General features: G+C 37.7%; 10 protein-coding genes. 6 read left to right on the top strand and 4 right to left on the bottom strand.

Going from position 1 to position 16,607, the window contains the following annotated elements:
• Positions 1–129: 129 nt before the first annotated feature.
• The 3 genes from MTP24_RS16100 to MTP24_RS16090 all read right to left on the bottom strand — a co-directional run bounded on the left by MTP24_RS16100 (position 130) and on the right by MTP24_RS16090 (position 5,856).
• Positions 130–1,401, bottom strand: coding sequence for an aminotransferase class I/II-fold pyridoxal phosphate-dependent enzyme (locus tag MTP24_RS16100; protein ID WP_243534176.1), 1,272 nt, complete (start codon positions 1,399–1,401; stop codon positions 130–132).
• Positions 1,402–1,831: 430 nt separating this feature from the next.
• Positions 1,832–3,919, bottom strand: a complete 2,088-nt coding sequence (locus tag MTP24_RS16095; protein ID WP_243534174.1) for a bifunctional diguanylate cyclase/phosphodiesterase — start codon at positions 3,917–3,919, stop codon at positions 1,832–1,834.
• A gap of 155 nt (positions 3,920–4,074) precedes the next feature.
• Complete coding sequence (locus MTP24_RS16090; RefSeq protein WP_243534172.1) at positions 4,075–5,856, bottom strand: M61 family peptidase; 1,782 nt, start codon at positions 5,854–5,856, stop codon at positions 4,075–4,077.
• A 204-nt stretch (positions 5,857–6,060) separates the two neighbouring features.
• Between MTP24_RS16090 and MTP24_RS16085 the strand changes: the two genes are divergently transcribed.
• From MTP24_RS16085 to MTP24_RS16060, 6 genes are all read left to right on the top strand, one after another.
• Positions 6,061–7,596 carry a GGDEF domain-containing protein gene (locus MTP24_RS16085; protein ID WP_010556215.1) on the top strand — a complete coding sequence of 512 codons (1,536 nt, stop codon included), beginning with the start codon at positions 6,061–6,063 and terminating at the stop codon, positions 7,594–7,596.
• Between the two features lie 71 nt (positions 7,597–7,667).
• Complete coding sequence (gene ppnN / locus MTP24_RS16080; protein WP_039037389.1) at positions 7,668–9,011, top strand: nucleotide 5'-monophosphate nucleosidase PpnN; 1,344 nt, start codon at positions 7,668–7,670, stop codon at positions 9,009–9,011.
• Between the two features lie 10 nt (positions 9,012–9,021).
• Positions 9,022–9,795 (top strand): flap endonuclease Xni, encoded by a 774-nt coding sequence (gene xni, locus MTP24_RS16075; RefSeq protein ID WP_243534170.1) that lies wholly within the window; start codon positions 9,022–9,024, stop codon positions 9,793–9,795.
• A 69-nt stretch (positions 9,796–9,864) separates the two neighbouring features.
• A complete protein-coding gene (locus MTP24_RS16070) occupies positions 9,865–10,251 on the top strand; it encodes a DUF3192 domain-containing protein (protein ID WP_243534168.1) in 387 nt (128 codons plus the stop codon).
• A 7-nt stretch (positions 10,252–10,258) separates the two neighbouring features.
• Positions 10,259–11,947, top strand: coding sequence for a hypothetical protein (locus MTP24_RS16065; protein WP_243534525.1), 1,689 nt, complete (start codon positions 10,259–10,261; stop codon positions 11,945–11,947).
• 186 nt (positions 11,948–12,133) lie between these two features.
• Entirely contained in the window at positions 12,134–13,141 is a 1,008-nt protein-coding gene (locus MTP24_RS16060) for an isocitrate dehydrogenase (RefSeq protein WP_006793428.1), read from the top strand.
• A gap of 52 nt (positions 13,142–13,193) precedes the next feature.
• Here the strand turns inward: MTP24_RS16060 and MTP24_RS16055 are convergent, their stop codons facing one another.
• A complete protein-coding gene (locus MTP24_RS16055) occupies positions 13,194–16,208 on the bottom strand; it encodes an immune inhibitor A domain-containing protein (protein WP_243534166.1) in 3,015 nt (1,004 codons plus the stop codon).
• Between the last annotated feature and the right edge of the window lie 399 nt (positions 16,209–16,607).

Raw genomic sequence — 16,607 nt, 5'->3', positions numbered from 1 at the left:
TATAAAAAAGGTAGATAAAATAAAGAGGTATACTTATTAATCGATTTTAGAAAAACATAAAAAACAATAGTTTATTTTCAACTATCGCTTTTTATGCTTTAAAGGTTTTTATGAAAGGTAGTGAGGTAACTATGCTTTATCGAGCGCTTGGCTTACATCGGCAATTATGTCTGCAATGTTTTCAATACCAACCGACAAACGAATTAAATCGCGACTTACGCCTGCATTAGCTAGCTCTTCATCGTTTAATTGGCGGTGTGTGGTTGACGCAGGATGGCAAGCCAGCGATTTAGCATCGCCAATATTAACTAAACGCAGGATCATATTAAGCGCATCAATAAAGCGCGTGCCTGCTTCAAGGCCGCCCGCGATACCAAAACTTAAAATGCCTGAGGCTTTACCACTGGTGATTTTTTGGCTCATTGCATTATACGGGCTTGATGTTAAACCTGCGTAATTAACCCAAAGAACTTTAGGGTGATTTTCTAAGTATTCAGCCAATTGCTGCGCGTTTTCGCAGTGGCGATCCATTCGTAAGCCTAAGGTTTCAAGGCCGATTAGAATGTCAGATGCGTTTTTAGGCGCAAGTGCTGCACCGGTATTTCTAAGTGGCACTACTCTACAACGACCAATAAATGCAGCTTCAGCAAACGCGTCGGTATACACAACATTGTGATACGACGGATCGGGCTCGTTCATCATTGCAAAACGTGTGGCATTGGCTTTCCAATCAAATTGACCTGAATCAACAATCATACCGCCAATAGCTGTACCGTGTCCGTTTATATACTTTGTCAGTGAGTGAACCACTATATCGGCACCTAACTCAAATGGCCGGCATAAATACGGCGTAGCCACGGTATTATCAACTATAAGCGGCACACCTTTGCTGTGTGCAATACGTGCTAAACGTTCAATATCAACAATATTACCTGCAGGGTTACCAATAGATTCACAAAAAACAGCGCGGGTGTTGTCATCAATCGCGTCTTCGAATGCGCTAAAGTCATCAGCTTTAATCATGCGCGCTTCAATACCTTGGCGGGGTAACGTATGAGCAAATAAGTTATATGTACCGCCATATACTTGGCTGGTGCTCACAATATTAGTGCCTACTTCACATAAGCATTGAATAGCATAGGTAATAGCTGCCATGCCCGAGGCTACCGCTAGTGCGCCAATGCCCCCTTCCATTGCAGCTATACGCTGTTCAAGCACGGCATTAGTAGGGTTCATTATGCGGGTGTAAATATTACCAGGTACTTTTAAGTCGAATAAATCTGCACCGTGTTGCGTGTTATCAAACGTGTAGGATGAGGTATTATAAATAGGTACTGCTGCTGATTTCGTGGTTTCTTCAGACTCGTAACCATGGTGCAGTGCTAATGACTCTAATTTCATAATTAATTCCCTTGGTAAATTATTAAAACATACCACTTAAGGGTAATTAAATGCACGTAAAAATATAAATTCACAATAAAAGAACAATTTAACCCCTTGATCCGAAAATTAAGATTAAACTAGTTAATTTTATTTAAGATCTCCTACTAACTCATACTAGAGCATGCACCAAACTTGTTAATTTTTATTGTCTATTAAATTGTCACCTCAAAACATAGCAGACGCTGAATGTGAAGTACTGATATAACTCGACCGATTTAAGAGCCATGGCACAGTCAAAACCCAACAAATACGCCTTCATGCTGCTGTATATGGAAGTAATAAATTAAACGAAGTCTTAAATCGATTTATGTTTGAATTAGAAAACCATTTAAAAAATGTTATTTAAACACGGTAGTTACATCGCACCCGTTACAAGGTTTACTGCAAGTTAACTATAAAATCGTATCGAAAAATCAATGAGGTCCTGCTCAGGTATTGGTTTACTAAAATAATATCCTTGAGCTAGATCGCAACCAAGTTCTTTTAATATTGTGAGTTGTTCTTTTGTTTCTACGCCTTCAGCGACAACTTTTAACCCTAAACCATGTGACATGGCAATTGTTGCTTCTACTAAACTGTAATCCTCATTATTTTTTGTAATCCCATTTATAAAACCACGGTCTATTTTTAGTACATTAAACGGGTACTTTCTTAAATAACTTAACGAGGAATAACCTGTGCCAAAATCATCCATTGACAATATAACACCTAAATTTGTTATATCGTTTAATGTTTCAGTAATGCTGGACTCTCCACTCATTAAAACACCTTCTGTAATTTCAAGTTCAAGACTTTGAGGTTCAATGTTCGCATTTGATAACGATGTTTTGATAAAGTTAAACAGGCTCAGATCTTTAAATTGACTAGGAGATAAATTTACTGCAATTGAAAAATTTCTGTTGAGCTGTTCTACGTTCTTCCATCGATTGAGTAAACTAAGTGACTCTTTAATAACAAACTCACCAATAGATATGATCACGCCTGTTTTTTCTGCAATAGGGATAAACTCATCTGGTGCCACACTTCCTAGTACAGGGTTTAGCCACCTGAGTAATGCTTCTGCCCCTATAATTTCGTTCTTTTTAACATCAAATTGCGGTTGGTAATAAAGAATGAATTCATTGCGCTGCAAAGCACCTCGCATTTGCTCTTCTATTGTTAAGCGTCGTTGGATTACAGTATTCATTTGATTAGTAAAAAACGAGTATGTATTTCGACCCAGAGCTTTGGCTTGATACATTGCCGTGTCGGCGTTTCTTAATAAGTCAGACACAGATTTGCCGTTATCTGGAAACATTGCTACCCCAATGCTAATTGTTAACATTAACTCTCGCCCCTCAATTGTGAAAGGTTCTCGAAAATTTTGCAGGAGTTTTTCGGCAATACCCACAGCATTTTGTTGAGTGGAAATTCCTTTTGACAAAATAATGAACTCGTCGCCACCTAAGCGGCCAATTGTGTCAGCTTTTCTTAATGCCCTTTGTAAACGATTGGCTGTTTCAATTAAAACTTTATCGCCTGCTTCATGACCTAGTGAATCGTTAATTTTTTTAAAATCATCTAAATCTAAGAAAAATACCGCTGCTTTTTCATCATTACGAGTCGCCTCAACTGTTAGCTGTGATAAACGGTCAAGAGCGAGTAAACGGTTTGGTAATTGTGTAAGGCTATCGAAATAAGCTTGTTTACGAATGAGTTGCTCTGATTGGTGTTGTTCGGTTATATCTCGAATAATTATCATTATTTGGTCGTATTTTAAAACTTTGTTAATTCTTGCTTCAAAATACACCTGCCCTTGAGGAACGGACAGCTCATATTTAAACGTTACAATTTCATCTTGTTCAATTGCTTTTTCTATGTAAACTTCAAACTTTTTAGCAACACTCTTTGGTAAAATATCAAGCATATTATTACCAACAAATTGGTCAGGGGAGACATAGAGGGCATCTTGATTATTAGCATGGTAATCGATAATTATTCCGTTATAGTCCATTAAAAAAAGCAAATCTGGGATTGCTTCAAAAATGGTTTTTAGCATTTGTTCTTTAAATGTGGCAATGGCTTGGGCTTTTTTTACATCCGACAAATTAATGTCTATACAATACATTTGCTTGTTTTTAAATTCATTTTCAAACATTGCGTGGCTTGAATAAACGTATATGTCAGTTCCATTTTTATGTTTAAGTAATATTTCTGCAGCAGGGATTGCTACGCCTTCATTGATCCACTTTGTATGAGCCTCAATTACCATATCTCTCATAGGGGCTGGTACTATCAGTTCTTCTAGCTTCTTTCCAAGTGCTTCCTCTTGTTTATAGCCATAAAGGAGTTCACTCCCTTTGTTCCAATACACAACTCGTCTTTGCTCATCATAACCTTGCACTGAGATTGAATTAACACTTTCAAATAATTGGTGCAATGAATCGTTAGTTACAAACTGTTTAGATAATTGATTTACAATTGAGTTGGCAGTCATGCAGAGTCTATCTCCTTTAAAATTTCCTTATTTTATAATAGAAGTTAATTGTTGAATTTCCATACACATATATTTAAAAAATAAGCTTAGGTTTATTTTTAATTGTTGGAGCAATAAAAAAGGAGCCTTAGCTCCTTTTTTACTATTTTTAAATCCTATTTAGTATCATTGGGGTGATCAACACCCATCCAAGCTTTGAAAAGGGCTTTTTGCTTCTCACTTGCTTGTAAATTCGCAGTTACCTTTTTAGGTTTATCAAACTTTTCAGTTAATACTAATGTGAGGCTTTGTAATGCATCACGACGAATAAAGTCAATTACCACTTTATCACCAGGTTTAAACGTCTCAAGGCTAGACTTTAAATCTTTATTAACATGGAGCTTATTAATAGCTACAATTTTATCGTTAGTTGTTAAGCCTGCTTTCCACCCGCTACCATCGCGTTGAACATGCGTTAATGTTAAAAGCTGGCCGGTATTTTTAGCCACTGCGTCTATGCTGGCAATAGCCTTAGCAGCTTGTGGTCGTTCAAAAGTCAAACCTACTTTATTAAGCAACTCGTCAAAATTAATATTTGCAGGTGAGTCAACATGCTCTTCCCACCAATTTGAATAATCGAGACCTGTCAGGTTTTGTAAGATGCTTAGTACATCTTTTTCATCGAAGCCCGCTGGTAGCTTATGATTGTTATATAGTGCTTTATGCACATCACGGTAACTTACTTTACCCGCTGTTTTTTCTAGTAGGTCAATATCAAGTACCATTGATAACAATGAGCCTTCTGAATATATATTGGTACTGTAATTACGTCCGTGATCCCCACCTTGGTTAATCCATTTATCAAAACTCGTTTCACTGGCACTTTGAACTTCTCTGCCTGGTGTTTGTAAGTGTCGATTAATGGTTTTTGTTAGCCCTTTAAAAAACTCATCTGTCGTCTCAATGCCTGAACGCACTAATAAATGATCCTCAAAGTAGCTTGTTGAGCCTTCTGCAATCCAAAGTAATTTTGAGTAATTCATATTGGTATAATCGTAAGGTACCAATCCATTTGGGCGATATGCTTTTACATTCCAAGTGTGAATAAACTCATGAGCTGCTGTGCTTATGAAACCTAAATAATCTTCACGAGAGCCAAATCGATCACGCGGCCTTTGAATTATGGTCGAATTTAAATGCTCGGTTGCACCACCAGCGCCAGAAGTTGCATGCACCATAAAAACGTAGCGCTCATATGGGTAACTATCCCAAATTACATTACCGGTTGTTACTAGCTTTTTAAGATCACGCAGCATTAATTCAACGTCGTAGTTACCCTCTCCCCAAATAACTAATTCGTACTCACGTCCTTCAACGTTAAATGAGTGAAGTTGGTTAATACCTGTTTCGATAGGCGAGTCCACAAGCACATCGTAATTAGCTGCCTTGAACGAATGAGTAGAATCTAAATTATCCATTCCAGATACTGAACGCCACTGCTTTGGAACATCTAAATTAACCGTTACAGGCTCTTGTCGAAATGATTCGCTAAACATAAAAAAGCCAGAAGCGTCTATAAAAGCGTGGCTATCATCAATATGGCGAGCACGTTTACCAAGCTCGTTTGCATAAATCTGGTACCCTACACTTACTTCTGTTGGTGTATCAATGTGAACACGCCATGTGCTGTGATCAATTTTTTCCCACTTTAAAGGATTACCCTCTTTATCTCTTGGGTTAAAGTAACGTACGCCATTGGCAAGATTTAGTATTTCATAACGACCGGTGCGCCAAGAAGGTAATTTAATATCAAGATGGGCTTGTGCTGATTTAGGGAATTGAACGCGCACATCACCAAGATGATGTTGAGGCTGTTCAATACTCAATGAATAGTTAACATCTGCAAATGCAGATGCAGATAACGCAGCACAAATTGATAAAACTAATAACTTTTTCATAGAAACCTAATTAAGACCTTAATTGTGCTCAAGGTTAACAAGCGAACATTTAAATGTGAATTAAAAGCGATAAACACTCATGTATACGAGTTTGTACGCACTAGGTTAATAAAATTATAGAGTTTTTACCGAGATAACTACACTTAATATAAATTTGTTGTAGACTTAGAATAATAAAATTACAAATCATGGTGGCTTGCCTAGGTGTCAGAAAAATCTACTGCTACAGAGAAAAAACTTAAACAAGCAATTGGTGCGCGCATGGCACTTGAAGACGCGCGAAAACATCAAGTAGACACCCTCTCTATTTTCTCATCTAAACTATCTCTAGCCTGTAAGGGTCTAGATACGGAACTTGATAACAGACTTGCTAACTTTAGAAGCGCATTAAATAAAGGCGTTGGTTTTGATGATTTATCTCCTTTAATCGACGAAACAATAGAGCTGTTAAAAAAGCAAGAAGCCATACAACTATCGCAGCAACGTGACCTGCAAGAAAGTGTTTTATCTGCTGGCAGGCAACTACAAAAAACCAAAGGCTTGCCAGAGGGTACACGCCGCTCGTTAAGAAACTTACTTGATCACGAAATGAATAACGTCCATTCCACTCATGACTTTATTCCGCTACTAGAAAAATTAATAAGCTTTTATCATCAGGCGTTAAACACAAAGCTACGTGCTGATAGCAATATTAGTTGTGAGGCCACGCCTGCACTAGCACAAAAGCTGCTTGAACTCGCTAACGACTTAGTTCTTGAAGATGAAGCAACTGTAGAAATTAAACGTATTAAGAGCATTATATCTGAAAGCGATAATTTAGGGTCTTTGCTCGATACGGCCATAAATATAATTACTGTTGTTGTTAAAAATATAAATAAAGAACGAGAATCAGCGCAAAGCTTTTTATCGTCACTTAACCAAACAATTGAAGAACTACACAAATCAATAGTCGCTACAAGTAAGCACTCAACCTCAATGGGGACTGAGTTTGAAAACCTAAATAAAAGTATTAAAAGTAAAATAGAAAGCTTAAACGAAAAAACACAATCTGCGACTTCTATTTCATCATTAAAAGAGCTTGTTGATAATGAGTTAAAGTCGTTAACTCAAGACTTTATGGCAAAAGAAAAACTAGAACGCGAAGACAGAGAAATACTTGTATCTAGTTTTAATGAGATTAATGGCCGTATTGGCACGCTTGAAACAAAGCTTACAAAATACAAAAAACGCTTAAACGATCAACGTTTTAAAAGCCTGCTGGACGGGTTAACAAAATTACCTAATAGAGCCGCTTTTGACGAACGTTACAATCACGAAATGCATTTATTTAATGTTCAGCAGTCAAATGTTACGCTGGTTGTCATCGATGTTGACCACTTTAAGTCAATAAACGATAGATTTGGCCATACAGCTGGCGATATAACGTTGCAAGTTATTGCAAAAGCATTACAAAAATCGATAAGAAAATCTGATTTTATAGCGCGATATGGCGGTGAAGAATTTGTCCTATTAATGAGCGAAACCACTGTTGATAATGCAGTTGCACCGCTTGAAAAACTCAGAAAGGTTATAAAAAACATCCCTTTTAAATTTAAAGACAAGCAAATTGAAATAACTATCTCCGTAGGCGCTACACAATTAAAAAAAGGAGATACGCCAATTAAAGCTTTTGATAGAGCCGACGACGCTCTGTATGAGGCCAAAAATACAGGTAGAGACCGCCTTTGTATAAGTAAATAATGTCATTCGATTATAAATATTGTGAATGTATGACTCAGTAGTAATTTACATAAATAGCAAGGAGTACGCCCATGTTAATACAGTTAAACCCAACTGGTGTATTAGATTTACTATCTCAGTTAGAGGTTGATTTATTAGAACAATCTTCTACCAGCGAACGTTATAAATTATTTAGAAATTGTGTGTTAGCGGTACTCAATGTAGGCAGCCACACAGACGAAAGTTCGCAAATATACGACAAGTATAAAGATTTTGATATTCGCTTGCTCAGCCGAGAGCGCGGTATAAAAATTGAACTTGAAAACCCTCCAAAAACAGCCTTTGTAGATGGTGAAATAATCACCGGTATACACGAACACATATTTTCAGTTATCCGCGATATTTTATTTATTTGTCAAAAGTACGAAAAAGACCTGCAAGAACAAAAAGCCATAACTCATATGGTGTTTGATATGCTCAGAAATGCGCATGCACTTCGTGTAAACAGCGAGCCTAATATGGTGGTTTGTTGGGGTGGACATTCAATAAACGAAACTGAGTACAAGTACACCAAACAAGTGGGTTATGAACTTGGCTTGCGTGGATTGAATATTTGTACTGGTTGTGGACCTGGGGCAATGAAAGGTCCAATGAAAGGTGCCACCATTGGCCATGCTAAACAACGTATTAAAAACAATCGTTATTTAGGGTTAACAGAACCCAGCATTATTGCAGCTGAACCCCCTAACCCAATAGTAAACGAACTCGTTATTTTGCCAGATATAGAAAAACGATTAGAAGCATTTATACGCACAGCTCATGCAATTATTATCTTTCCAGGTGGTGCGGGCACTGCCGAAGAACTATTGTACTTACTAGGGATTTTATTGCATCCAGATAACGAAAAGCAGTGTTTGCCCGTTATTTTAACAGGACCAAAACAAAGTAAAGATTACTTTGAAAAACTCTGTGAATTTATCGAAATGACACTCGGCAAAGAAGCATTAGACAAATTTGAAGTGATTATTGATGATCCGAGTTTAGTAGGTCAAAAGCTAAAATCTAAAATGGCCAATGTACGCGAGTATAGAAAAAGTGAAGGCGATGCGTATTACTTTAATTGGACGCTTAAAATTGATCACGATTTTCAGCAGCCTTTTGCACCCACACATGAAAATATGGCAAGCTTAGACCTACATTTGGATCAACCAAAACAACAGCTTGCAGCAAACTTACGACGTGCATTTTCAGGTATTGTTGCGGGTAATGTTAAAGATGAGGGTGTACGCGCTATTAAACAACATGGACCTTATACTCTCAGCGGCGAGCCTGCATTAATGCAAGATATGGATGTACTTTTACAGGCTTTTGTTGATCAGGGTCGTATGAAACTTCCTGGTAGTAAGTATATTCCGTGTTACAAAATAAAAGCATGAGTCGTATAGTTTGAAACCCCATTTATTATTAATTGATGCGCTTAATTTAATTAGGCGCATTTACGCAGTTGACGCAAATCAAAAACATAGCAACGAAGAGGAATTAGTACTTACGTGCAGCGAACGTGTAGCTCAAGCATGCATAAAAATGCTTCGCATAACGGATGCAACACATGCTATTGCGGTATTTGATGGGGATAAAAGTTGGCGTTATCATTTTTATGAACATTATAAACACTCCAGAGCCCCAATGCCTGAAACGCTAAAAAGTGCGTTGCATCATTTTAAATCAGCAATAGAGGAAACCGGCATTGTTGTTTTTGAACCAATAAATGATGAAGCTGACGATATTATTGCCACCCTTGCTTGCAAAGCTGCTGATAATAAAATCACGAGTACTATCGTATCCACTGACAAGGGATTTTTACCGTATTTAAACAGTGAAATACATATTTACGATTACTTTAAAAGGCAGCATTTAGATGAACCTGCAATACATGAACGCTTTGGGGTAGATAAGAATAGACTCGTCGACTTTTGGGCGCTTGCAGGTGATAAAACTAATGATATACCTGGTGTTAAAGGCGTTGGTATAAAATCAGCTCAACAGCTTGTTAATAATTACACCTCTATAAATGAAGCATTGAGTGATGAATTACTTAATTCAGGACTACGCAAAAAACTTGAAACCAATATGGATATGTACGTTATCTCCAAACAATTGGTTAGTTTAAGAACAGATATAAATTTAGGGTTTAGTTTAAAGCAGCTCAGGCTTAATTAGTCGCAAGTAAATAGCGTGTATTTATAGCAAAACGTATACTAATACCCGTGGTAGTATTTAAGGTAAATAGTGTTGAAAAAGTTTATACGGTATTTAATTTTAGGATTGGGGCTATATGCGCTCATTGCAACTTTGGTGATTGCTTTTTACAAAGACGATCCTCAAGCTATGATTTGGCAAGATCGAGAGTCATTTAACAAGCGCTACATTGAAAAACTTTCGCTAGATTCTCAAACTACACTCAACACCGTACTTGATTACCTTGGCAGCCCAGACCTGACATTTGCTAAGCGCGATAAAGAACAAGTATTGCAGATTATTTTTTATCGTACTCAGCATATTACGTCAGACGGAATAACGACAATGGATGAATGCACAGGTTTATTATTTAAAAATGGCCAGCTCATTTTATGGGGACCTAGTGCGTACAGTAAATATCAGGAAGAAGTTAGGTGAAGGCATAATGGATGAGCCACTTGCGAATCGTTTAAAGCAACTGCACGAAAATACGCAGCGTTTTTTAACAGGCTATAATAACAAAGAGCATTGGCAAGCTTTATATCCTATGGCTTGTAAATTAGCTGAACAGTATAGAATCTTATACGAACACTGCCCTAATGCACTGTTGTCTAAATTAACGTTATTTAATCCTCAATACAGCTATTCGACTAATTTAGTTATAAGCCAATGTGTAATTACCGCCGGCTTATGCGCTAGCCAAAATTACGATAAAAAACTTACCGAACTTTATATTAGCGCTGCGCTTGTGGAGCATATATGTGTTTGTTCGCAGTTAAATAAGCTAGCTGAACAGTCTAAATTTAGTGCCAATGATAAAAAAATTTGGCAGCTTCGCCACCAATTTGCAGCAAAAATAATGTTGAGCTGCGGCAATAGCGCAGCCCCTATTACACATATACTCGCAAAACTAAATAAATATAAGCAAGCCCTTGTAAATATTCCTAAAACAATGCTGTACGATGGTGGAATTACCCTTGTTGCATTAGCTAATATAATAGCAATGAATATAACTCACACCCCTGCTAAAAAGCACATAAGTTTTTATCAAGCTTTGGCCGACTTATATTTGCGCACGCCAAATCTGTTTGCACAACATTTGGTTAAGTCTTACGTGGCCGACGTGGGACCCTTTTTAGCGGGTAGCCGAGTTATATATCAAGATCAAAGTATGGTTTATTTAGCGACCGACAAACAAAACAGACATATTTTAGTTAACTCTGAAAATAAACAGAAATTAGCTTGGTATAGAATAAAAGCCCCACTAAAAGACACCCCAAAACAGTGGAAGTGTGAAGATAAAAAGCTTCTATACAGTGTGTGGAACAGTGAACATATTACTATTAACGAGCAAAGCAGTTTAGATAAACCAAGGCAACTAATTGAGTTAATTAGTCAAATTAAAGTTAACCAAGAATATAGTTTTAAAGGTTTGAATAAAATAATGGGTCATTACCCTGAGATTGTTGCGCGAGTATGTGAAGCCGTAAAACCTTATAACAAAGAACATCAAGCAGCTAAAGATCTCCGCCATAGCTTGTCGATGGTTGGGTACAACAACGCACCTGCTATTATTCAGCGCGTTGTATTTGAACAATTGGTGAATTCAACACCTCACCCACTACAAAGGTTTATAGTAAATCGATTAAACAGCTTAGTAAAAATAATGGCTTTATTGGTAACTCATAATAAGCAGTATCAATTTGAGCACATAACTTTACCTCTGTATGCATATACTCATTTTATATTAACCCAATGCAGTACTCACTTAACACGAAAAATAGCTATCGATGAAGTGCCTAACAAAACGCTAAGTGCACCATTTAGTGCATTTTTTGGTGTAGCAAGTATTAAAAATGAACACATCGAATCATTGTTTTCACAATTACTGAGCGATAACCCTTGGGCAAACACATTGTTACAGGCAGAGCAAACAGCAAAAAAACAGCTAACAAATAAACATAAGCTATGGGTCGCTTTAAAAGTAATTGCGCAACAGGTTTTCAAACCAGAACTAAAATTAACCTCATGGCAACAGCAAACTCTCAGTGAACAACTAGAATTAAATGGCTGGAATGAAGAGCGCACTTTTTACGACCAATTAAGAAATCTACAAATATATAACAATATTTAGTTCGGTTATTACCATTATAAATACAGGTTATACCCATTATTTATTCTATAAACTGGCAAAATAAGCGTTAAATTGGTATAAATGCGCCCTTAAAATTTTCAACCATTCACATAAATGACCTAACAAGCAGCTACTCTCTCAGAGTAGTAATTTATGTGCACATCAAACTCTTTAAAGGAAAAGATAATGGCCAAACAAACCATCACAGTGATCAAAGGCGACGGCATCGGTCCTAGCATCATCGACTCAGCACTTGAAATACTAAAAGCCGCAGGATGCGATTTTGATTATGAATTTGTTGATGCTGGCCTAGCCGCTCTTGAAAAAACAGGTGAGTTACTTCCACAAGAGACAATTGATACAATTGCTAAAAACAAAATCACACTTAAGGGCCCGTTAACCACCCCAGTAGGTGAAGGTTTTACGTCTATTAACGTAACACTGCGCAAGCAATTTGGCTTATACGCTAACGTACGTCCAGTAAAATCATTTGTAGGCACTAAAGCACGTTACGATGATATTGATATCATCACTATTCGCGAAAACACACAAGGTATGTACTCAGGTGCAGGCCAAGTAGTGAGCGAAGACGGCAATGAAGCAGAAGCAAAGTCTGTAATAACGCGTGAAGGCGCTGAAAAAATCGTAACATTTGCTTATGAGCTTGCGGTACGAGAAGGCCGTAAAAAAGTAACAGCGGTTCACAAAGCAAACATTTTAAAATCTACTTCTGGCTTATTTTTAAAAGTAGCTCGTGAAGTAGCTGAGCGTTACCCACAAATTGAATCAACAGAGATGATTGTTGATGCAACGTGTATGAAACTTGTAATGACACCAGAAGAGTTTGACGTTGTTGTAACGACTAACCTATTTGGTGATATTTTATCAGACCTATGTGCTGGCTTAGTAGGCGGTTTAGGTATGGCACCAGGTGCAAACATTGGTGAAGATGCTGCAATTTTTGAAGCTGTGCACGGTAGCGCACCAGATATCGCGGGTAAAAACCTAGCAAACCCTACTTCAGTAATTTTAGCGTCTATTCAAATGCTAGAGCACTTAAACATGGGTGACACAGCGGAGCGTATTCGCAGCGCTGTTGCTGATGTAATTAAATCAGGTGACCGTACTACACGTGATTTAGGTGGCAGCCACGGAACAACTGATTTCACACAGTCAGTGATCGACCGCCTGTAATTTAATAAAACGTTCAAAAAAGCCAGCATTTTTGCTGGCTTTTTTATGCCATTTAAGCGCGTTTAAACCTAATTGAAATTAACAACATAAAAATTAATAACCCGCCAAGCGCCCCTCCACTAGAGCTTGAACCGCTATTAGTTTGAGATTGTGCTACCGTTACGGATAAGTCATCACTGATAACCTCTCCCGTAATTGTGTCTGTTATAGTTAAAGTAACAGAATAACTGCCCGCATTTTGATACGTATGACCTGGATTTTGAACTTGAGAAAGCTCATTGCCGTCACCAAAATCCCAGCTATAAGTATAATTTTTAAACCCACCTATCACATCCGCGTTAAATTGGACCGTTAAATTATTTGTTGAAAAACTGGTATTAACTGAGAGTGGAACATTGACGTTTACATTTACGTTTTGAGATACCGACATTCCTTGGTCGTCAGTCACTGTTAGCGACAATAAATAATCACCCGAGTGTAAATAGTCATATGAAATGCTCTGTGATGCTAGCGAACTGCCATCGCCTAAACTCCACAAATAACTGTATGGTGCTAACCCTCCTGCAACTTCAGCTTTTGCCGTTAGTAGCCCTTGTGTTATTTCGTAATCAATTTCAGTAATACTCAGGGGTGCAACAATAATGACTGTTGTTGTTGCTATCTGCTCTTCTGCACCATTGCTTGCCGTAAATGTTACATCATAGCGTCCGTAACTCTCAAAAACGTGCGAAGGGGATAACTCAGAACTTGTTCTGCCGTCACCAAAATCCCAAGTAAACGTATCAGATGGCGAAAGCGTCAATCCATCAACTGTAAAATCTGCTGTGAAATCTGAGAGTGAGTAACTAATGCCATTTGATGGCTCGTAATTTAATAATATTTCTATGCTTTGATTATCGTTTTCTTGGTTTGTGAGCGTAAAACCAAAGCCGACTTGTGGTAATTTAACACCCGATTCAGCTTGTTCTGCAAAGCCATAGTCCATCTCGTCACTAAAAGAGCTGATAGCAGATAAATCGTCATCTCCTAGCCCTGCTCGTTGAGCATAAAGGCTAAATGCGGCATCTCTTATTTGAATAGCAGTATTTGCTGGTGATTGCGTGCCTCCTTTATTGATAGCACGCTGATCTGCGTCAACAACCAATGTAAAACCACTACCGGGGTGCTCAGTTGTATTGTTATCAGTGTGCGACTCATCGCTGTACCACAGTAATAATCCCGGCGAGTAACCTTCTTTTTGTAATCCATTATCTATACCCGAATAGTCACGCAACTGCAGGTAGTAGTAAGATGGCATAGCAAATACATAACTCCCTACTTTTGCAAACCCGGATAAGGTCGTATTACTTTGAGTTTCTGCGTTATTTTGCCAAATTAATGAACCATTTTGCTCAATGCGCATATCGTCAATAACAAAACCATAATAATGCGTATTAGCGTCTGTTAAGTATTGTACTTGTAACTCTATCGTTTGCCCTGCATAAGCAGATAAATCAAATTGATGCGTTAAGTATCCGTTAGGAAGTTGTGCATCAGGATTTAAAAATGAATCACCTGTAATATAAGGACCAATATTGCCATAGTAAGGGTTAGTAGGTTGCGTATAGTTACCCGCGATTGGCACACCATTAACCTTTATTTGAACTAAGTCATAATCTTGCTCAATGCTATAAAAAGCAACAAAGCTCAGCATAAGCGATTCTGTCGTGCTTGGTAAATTAATGGTGTTCACTAAACGAGTATTAAGATTATCGCCGGTATTTGAATAATATTGAAAAACGCCTTCTACTGGCGTTTTAAATTTTTCAAGCCTTGGTGGCAATGTGACCTTTACTTGGCTTTGTGATTTAGACGTACTTGCTGCGTTATTAATCACTTGCACTGGGTTCGTAACAACCTCATCCATATTAAGGCTAAGCTGGTTTACCCAATTACCTTGGTAGCGTGTTTGAAGATATTCTAGCGCATATGGGCTAAACATTACTGGCTCAGACCCGCGTGGTGAACCCGCCCACGTACCTGACGACATAACCGACCATGAAGCGACAGGCTCACCTACCGTATTAGACTGTAAATCGTATTCATCTTTTAAACCTAAATCGTGCCCAAACTCATGAACAACAACACCGATGGCGGCATCAATAGGGTTTATTGTGTAACCAAATAGCTTTATATTACTCCCAACAACTTCAGTTGGTTGGCTATTTTCGTCTAAAACATAATAACGATGTGACCAAATTGCATCTGTTGATAAATAACCCCCGCCCGACTCCTCACCAATACTAGAATGAAAAATCATAACATGATCGATTATCCCATTTGGTTCGTCGGTAATACCATCACCGTCTATGTCATCAAGATCAGTTAAGTCATAATCAGCCAAATTAATATTAAATTGTGCAACCGCTTTTTCAACAGCTTCTTTTACAAGGCTCGGCGCATTTTTATCTCGGGTAGAGCCTAAACGTTCACCATAAAATTTAGCGTTATTATTTGCAGTTACCCACCCGTAAACTTGCCCTTCAAAATTAAGGCTGTTGCCAGAAGCAGCTTTATAATAATCGGCCGCCGATAAAAGAACCTGTCCGTCAGGGCCTTCATAGCCGTTAGTGTTAAACAGCATCTGCTGGTAATGATCGGGGGAGTAGTCGGTATAAAACATATCAGTGTCTTGGGGAGTTAACTGGTTTTCGTCGTGCTTTAAATCAGGAAAATCAACTAAAATAGTTAATACTTTAACGGTATTGACTCGATCATCTGGGGTTAACCCCGCTGAAAAACTAGATTGTTGACTAGATAAGAGCCCCTTTTGTATTGAGTTATATGTCGATAAACGAGGTAGCTGGCTAAACCCATTTTTTAATGCTACTTGCACAGGTGATTTGTTATTGATGTATTCATTGTAAGACGCTTCTAACTCATCGGAAGTTAAGTCTTCTTTTTTATTAAGCCAATACAAAATACGTTCTTTGTTGGTCACACCTACATCGTGCGGAGTAGATGTTTTAGCTACAGTTATAAAGCTAAACAACGTAGTAATAAGAGTAAGTAACGCTATTTTGTTCACTGTATATTCCTCAAACAATTTGTTAAGCACATCATACCTAATAACAACTATTTAAACATGTTATAAACCAGCTTAAAGTATACGTAAGCAATCTAAAATTGCTTAATACTAAAACAACAGCAAACAAAGCAAAAACAAGCGCACTGCATATTATCTCCCTAAAAACTTCAAATTAAACGCACAAAAAGCAACAAACCACTAAAAAACAATAAAAAACGAATTTAAAATGCAAAAAACAACATTCAAGGTTGACATAAACACTTAAAACACTTAAAAATAAACCCATATAAAATTTCACATCAAAGCAGTGTTTTGCTGAGTAGAGTAAATAACTATGAAAACACAATTTAACCTTCTAGTCGTTCTCGTACTGGTCTTAGTAATAAGCCCAGCGGGGAT

It is taken from the genome of Pseudoalteromonas sp. APM04, from assembly GCF_022809815.1.
In the GTDB taxonomy this organism is placed as follows: Bacteria; Pseudomonadota; Gammaproteobacteria; order Enterobacterales; family Alteromonadaceae; genus Pseudoalteromonas; species Pseudoalteromonas marina.
This window is presented reverse-complemented; position numbering and strand designations above follow the sequence as displayed.

Coding starts and splice junctions, on each gene's coding strand:
- MTP24_RS16060 (WP_006793428.1), top strand. CDS start 12,134: ATGGCCAAACAAACCATCACAGTGATCAAAGGCGACGGCATCGGTCCT.
- MTP24_RS16065 (WP_243534525.1), top strand. CDS start 10,259: ATGGATGAGCCACTTGCGAATCGTTTAAAGCAACTGCACGAAAATACG.
- ppnN (WP_039037389.1), top strand. CDS start 7,668: ATGTTAATACAGTTAAACCCAACTGGTGTATTAGATTTACTATCTCAG.
- MTP24_RS16090 (WP_243534172.1), bottom strand. CDS start 5,856: ATGAAAAAGTTATTAGTTTTATCAATTTGTGCTGCGTTATCTGCATCT.
- MTP24_RS16100 (WP_243534176.1), bottom strand. CDS start 1,401: ATGAAATTAGAGTCATTAGCACTGCACCATGGTTACGAGTCTGAAGAA.
- MTP24_RS16095 (WP_243534174.1), bottom strand. CDS start 3,919: ATGACTGCCAACTCAATTGTAAATCAATTATCTAAACAGTTTGTAACT.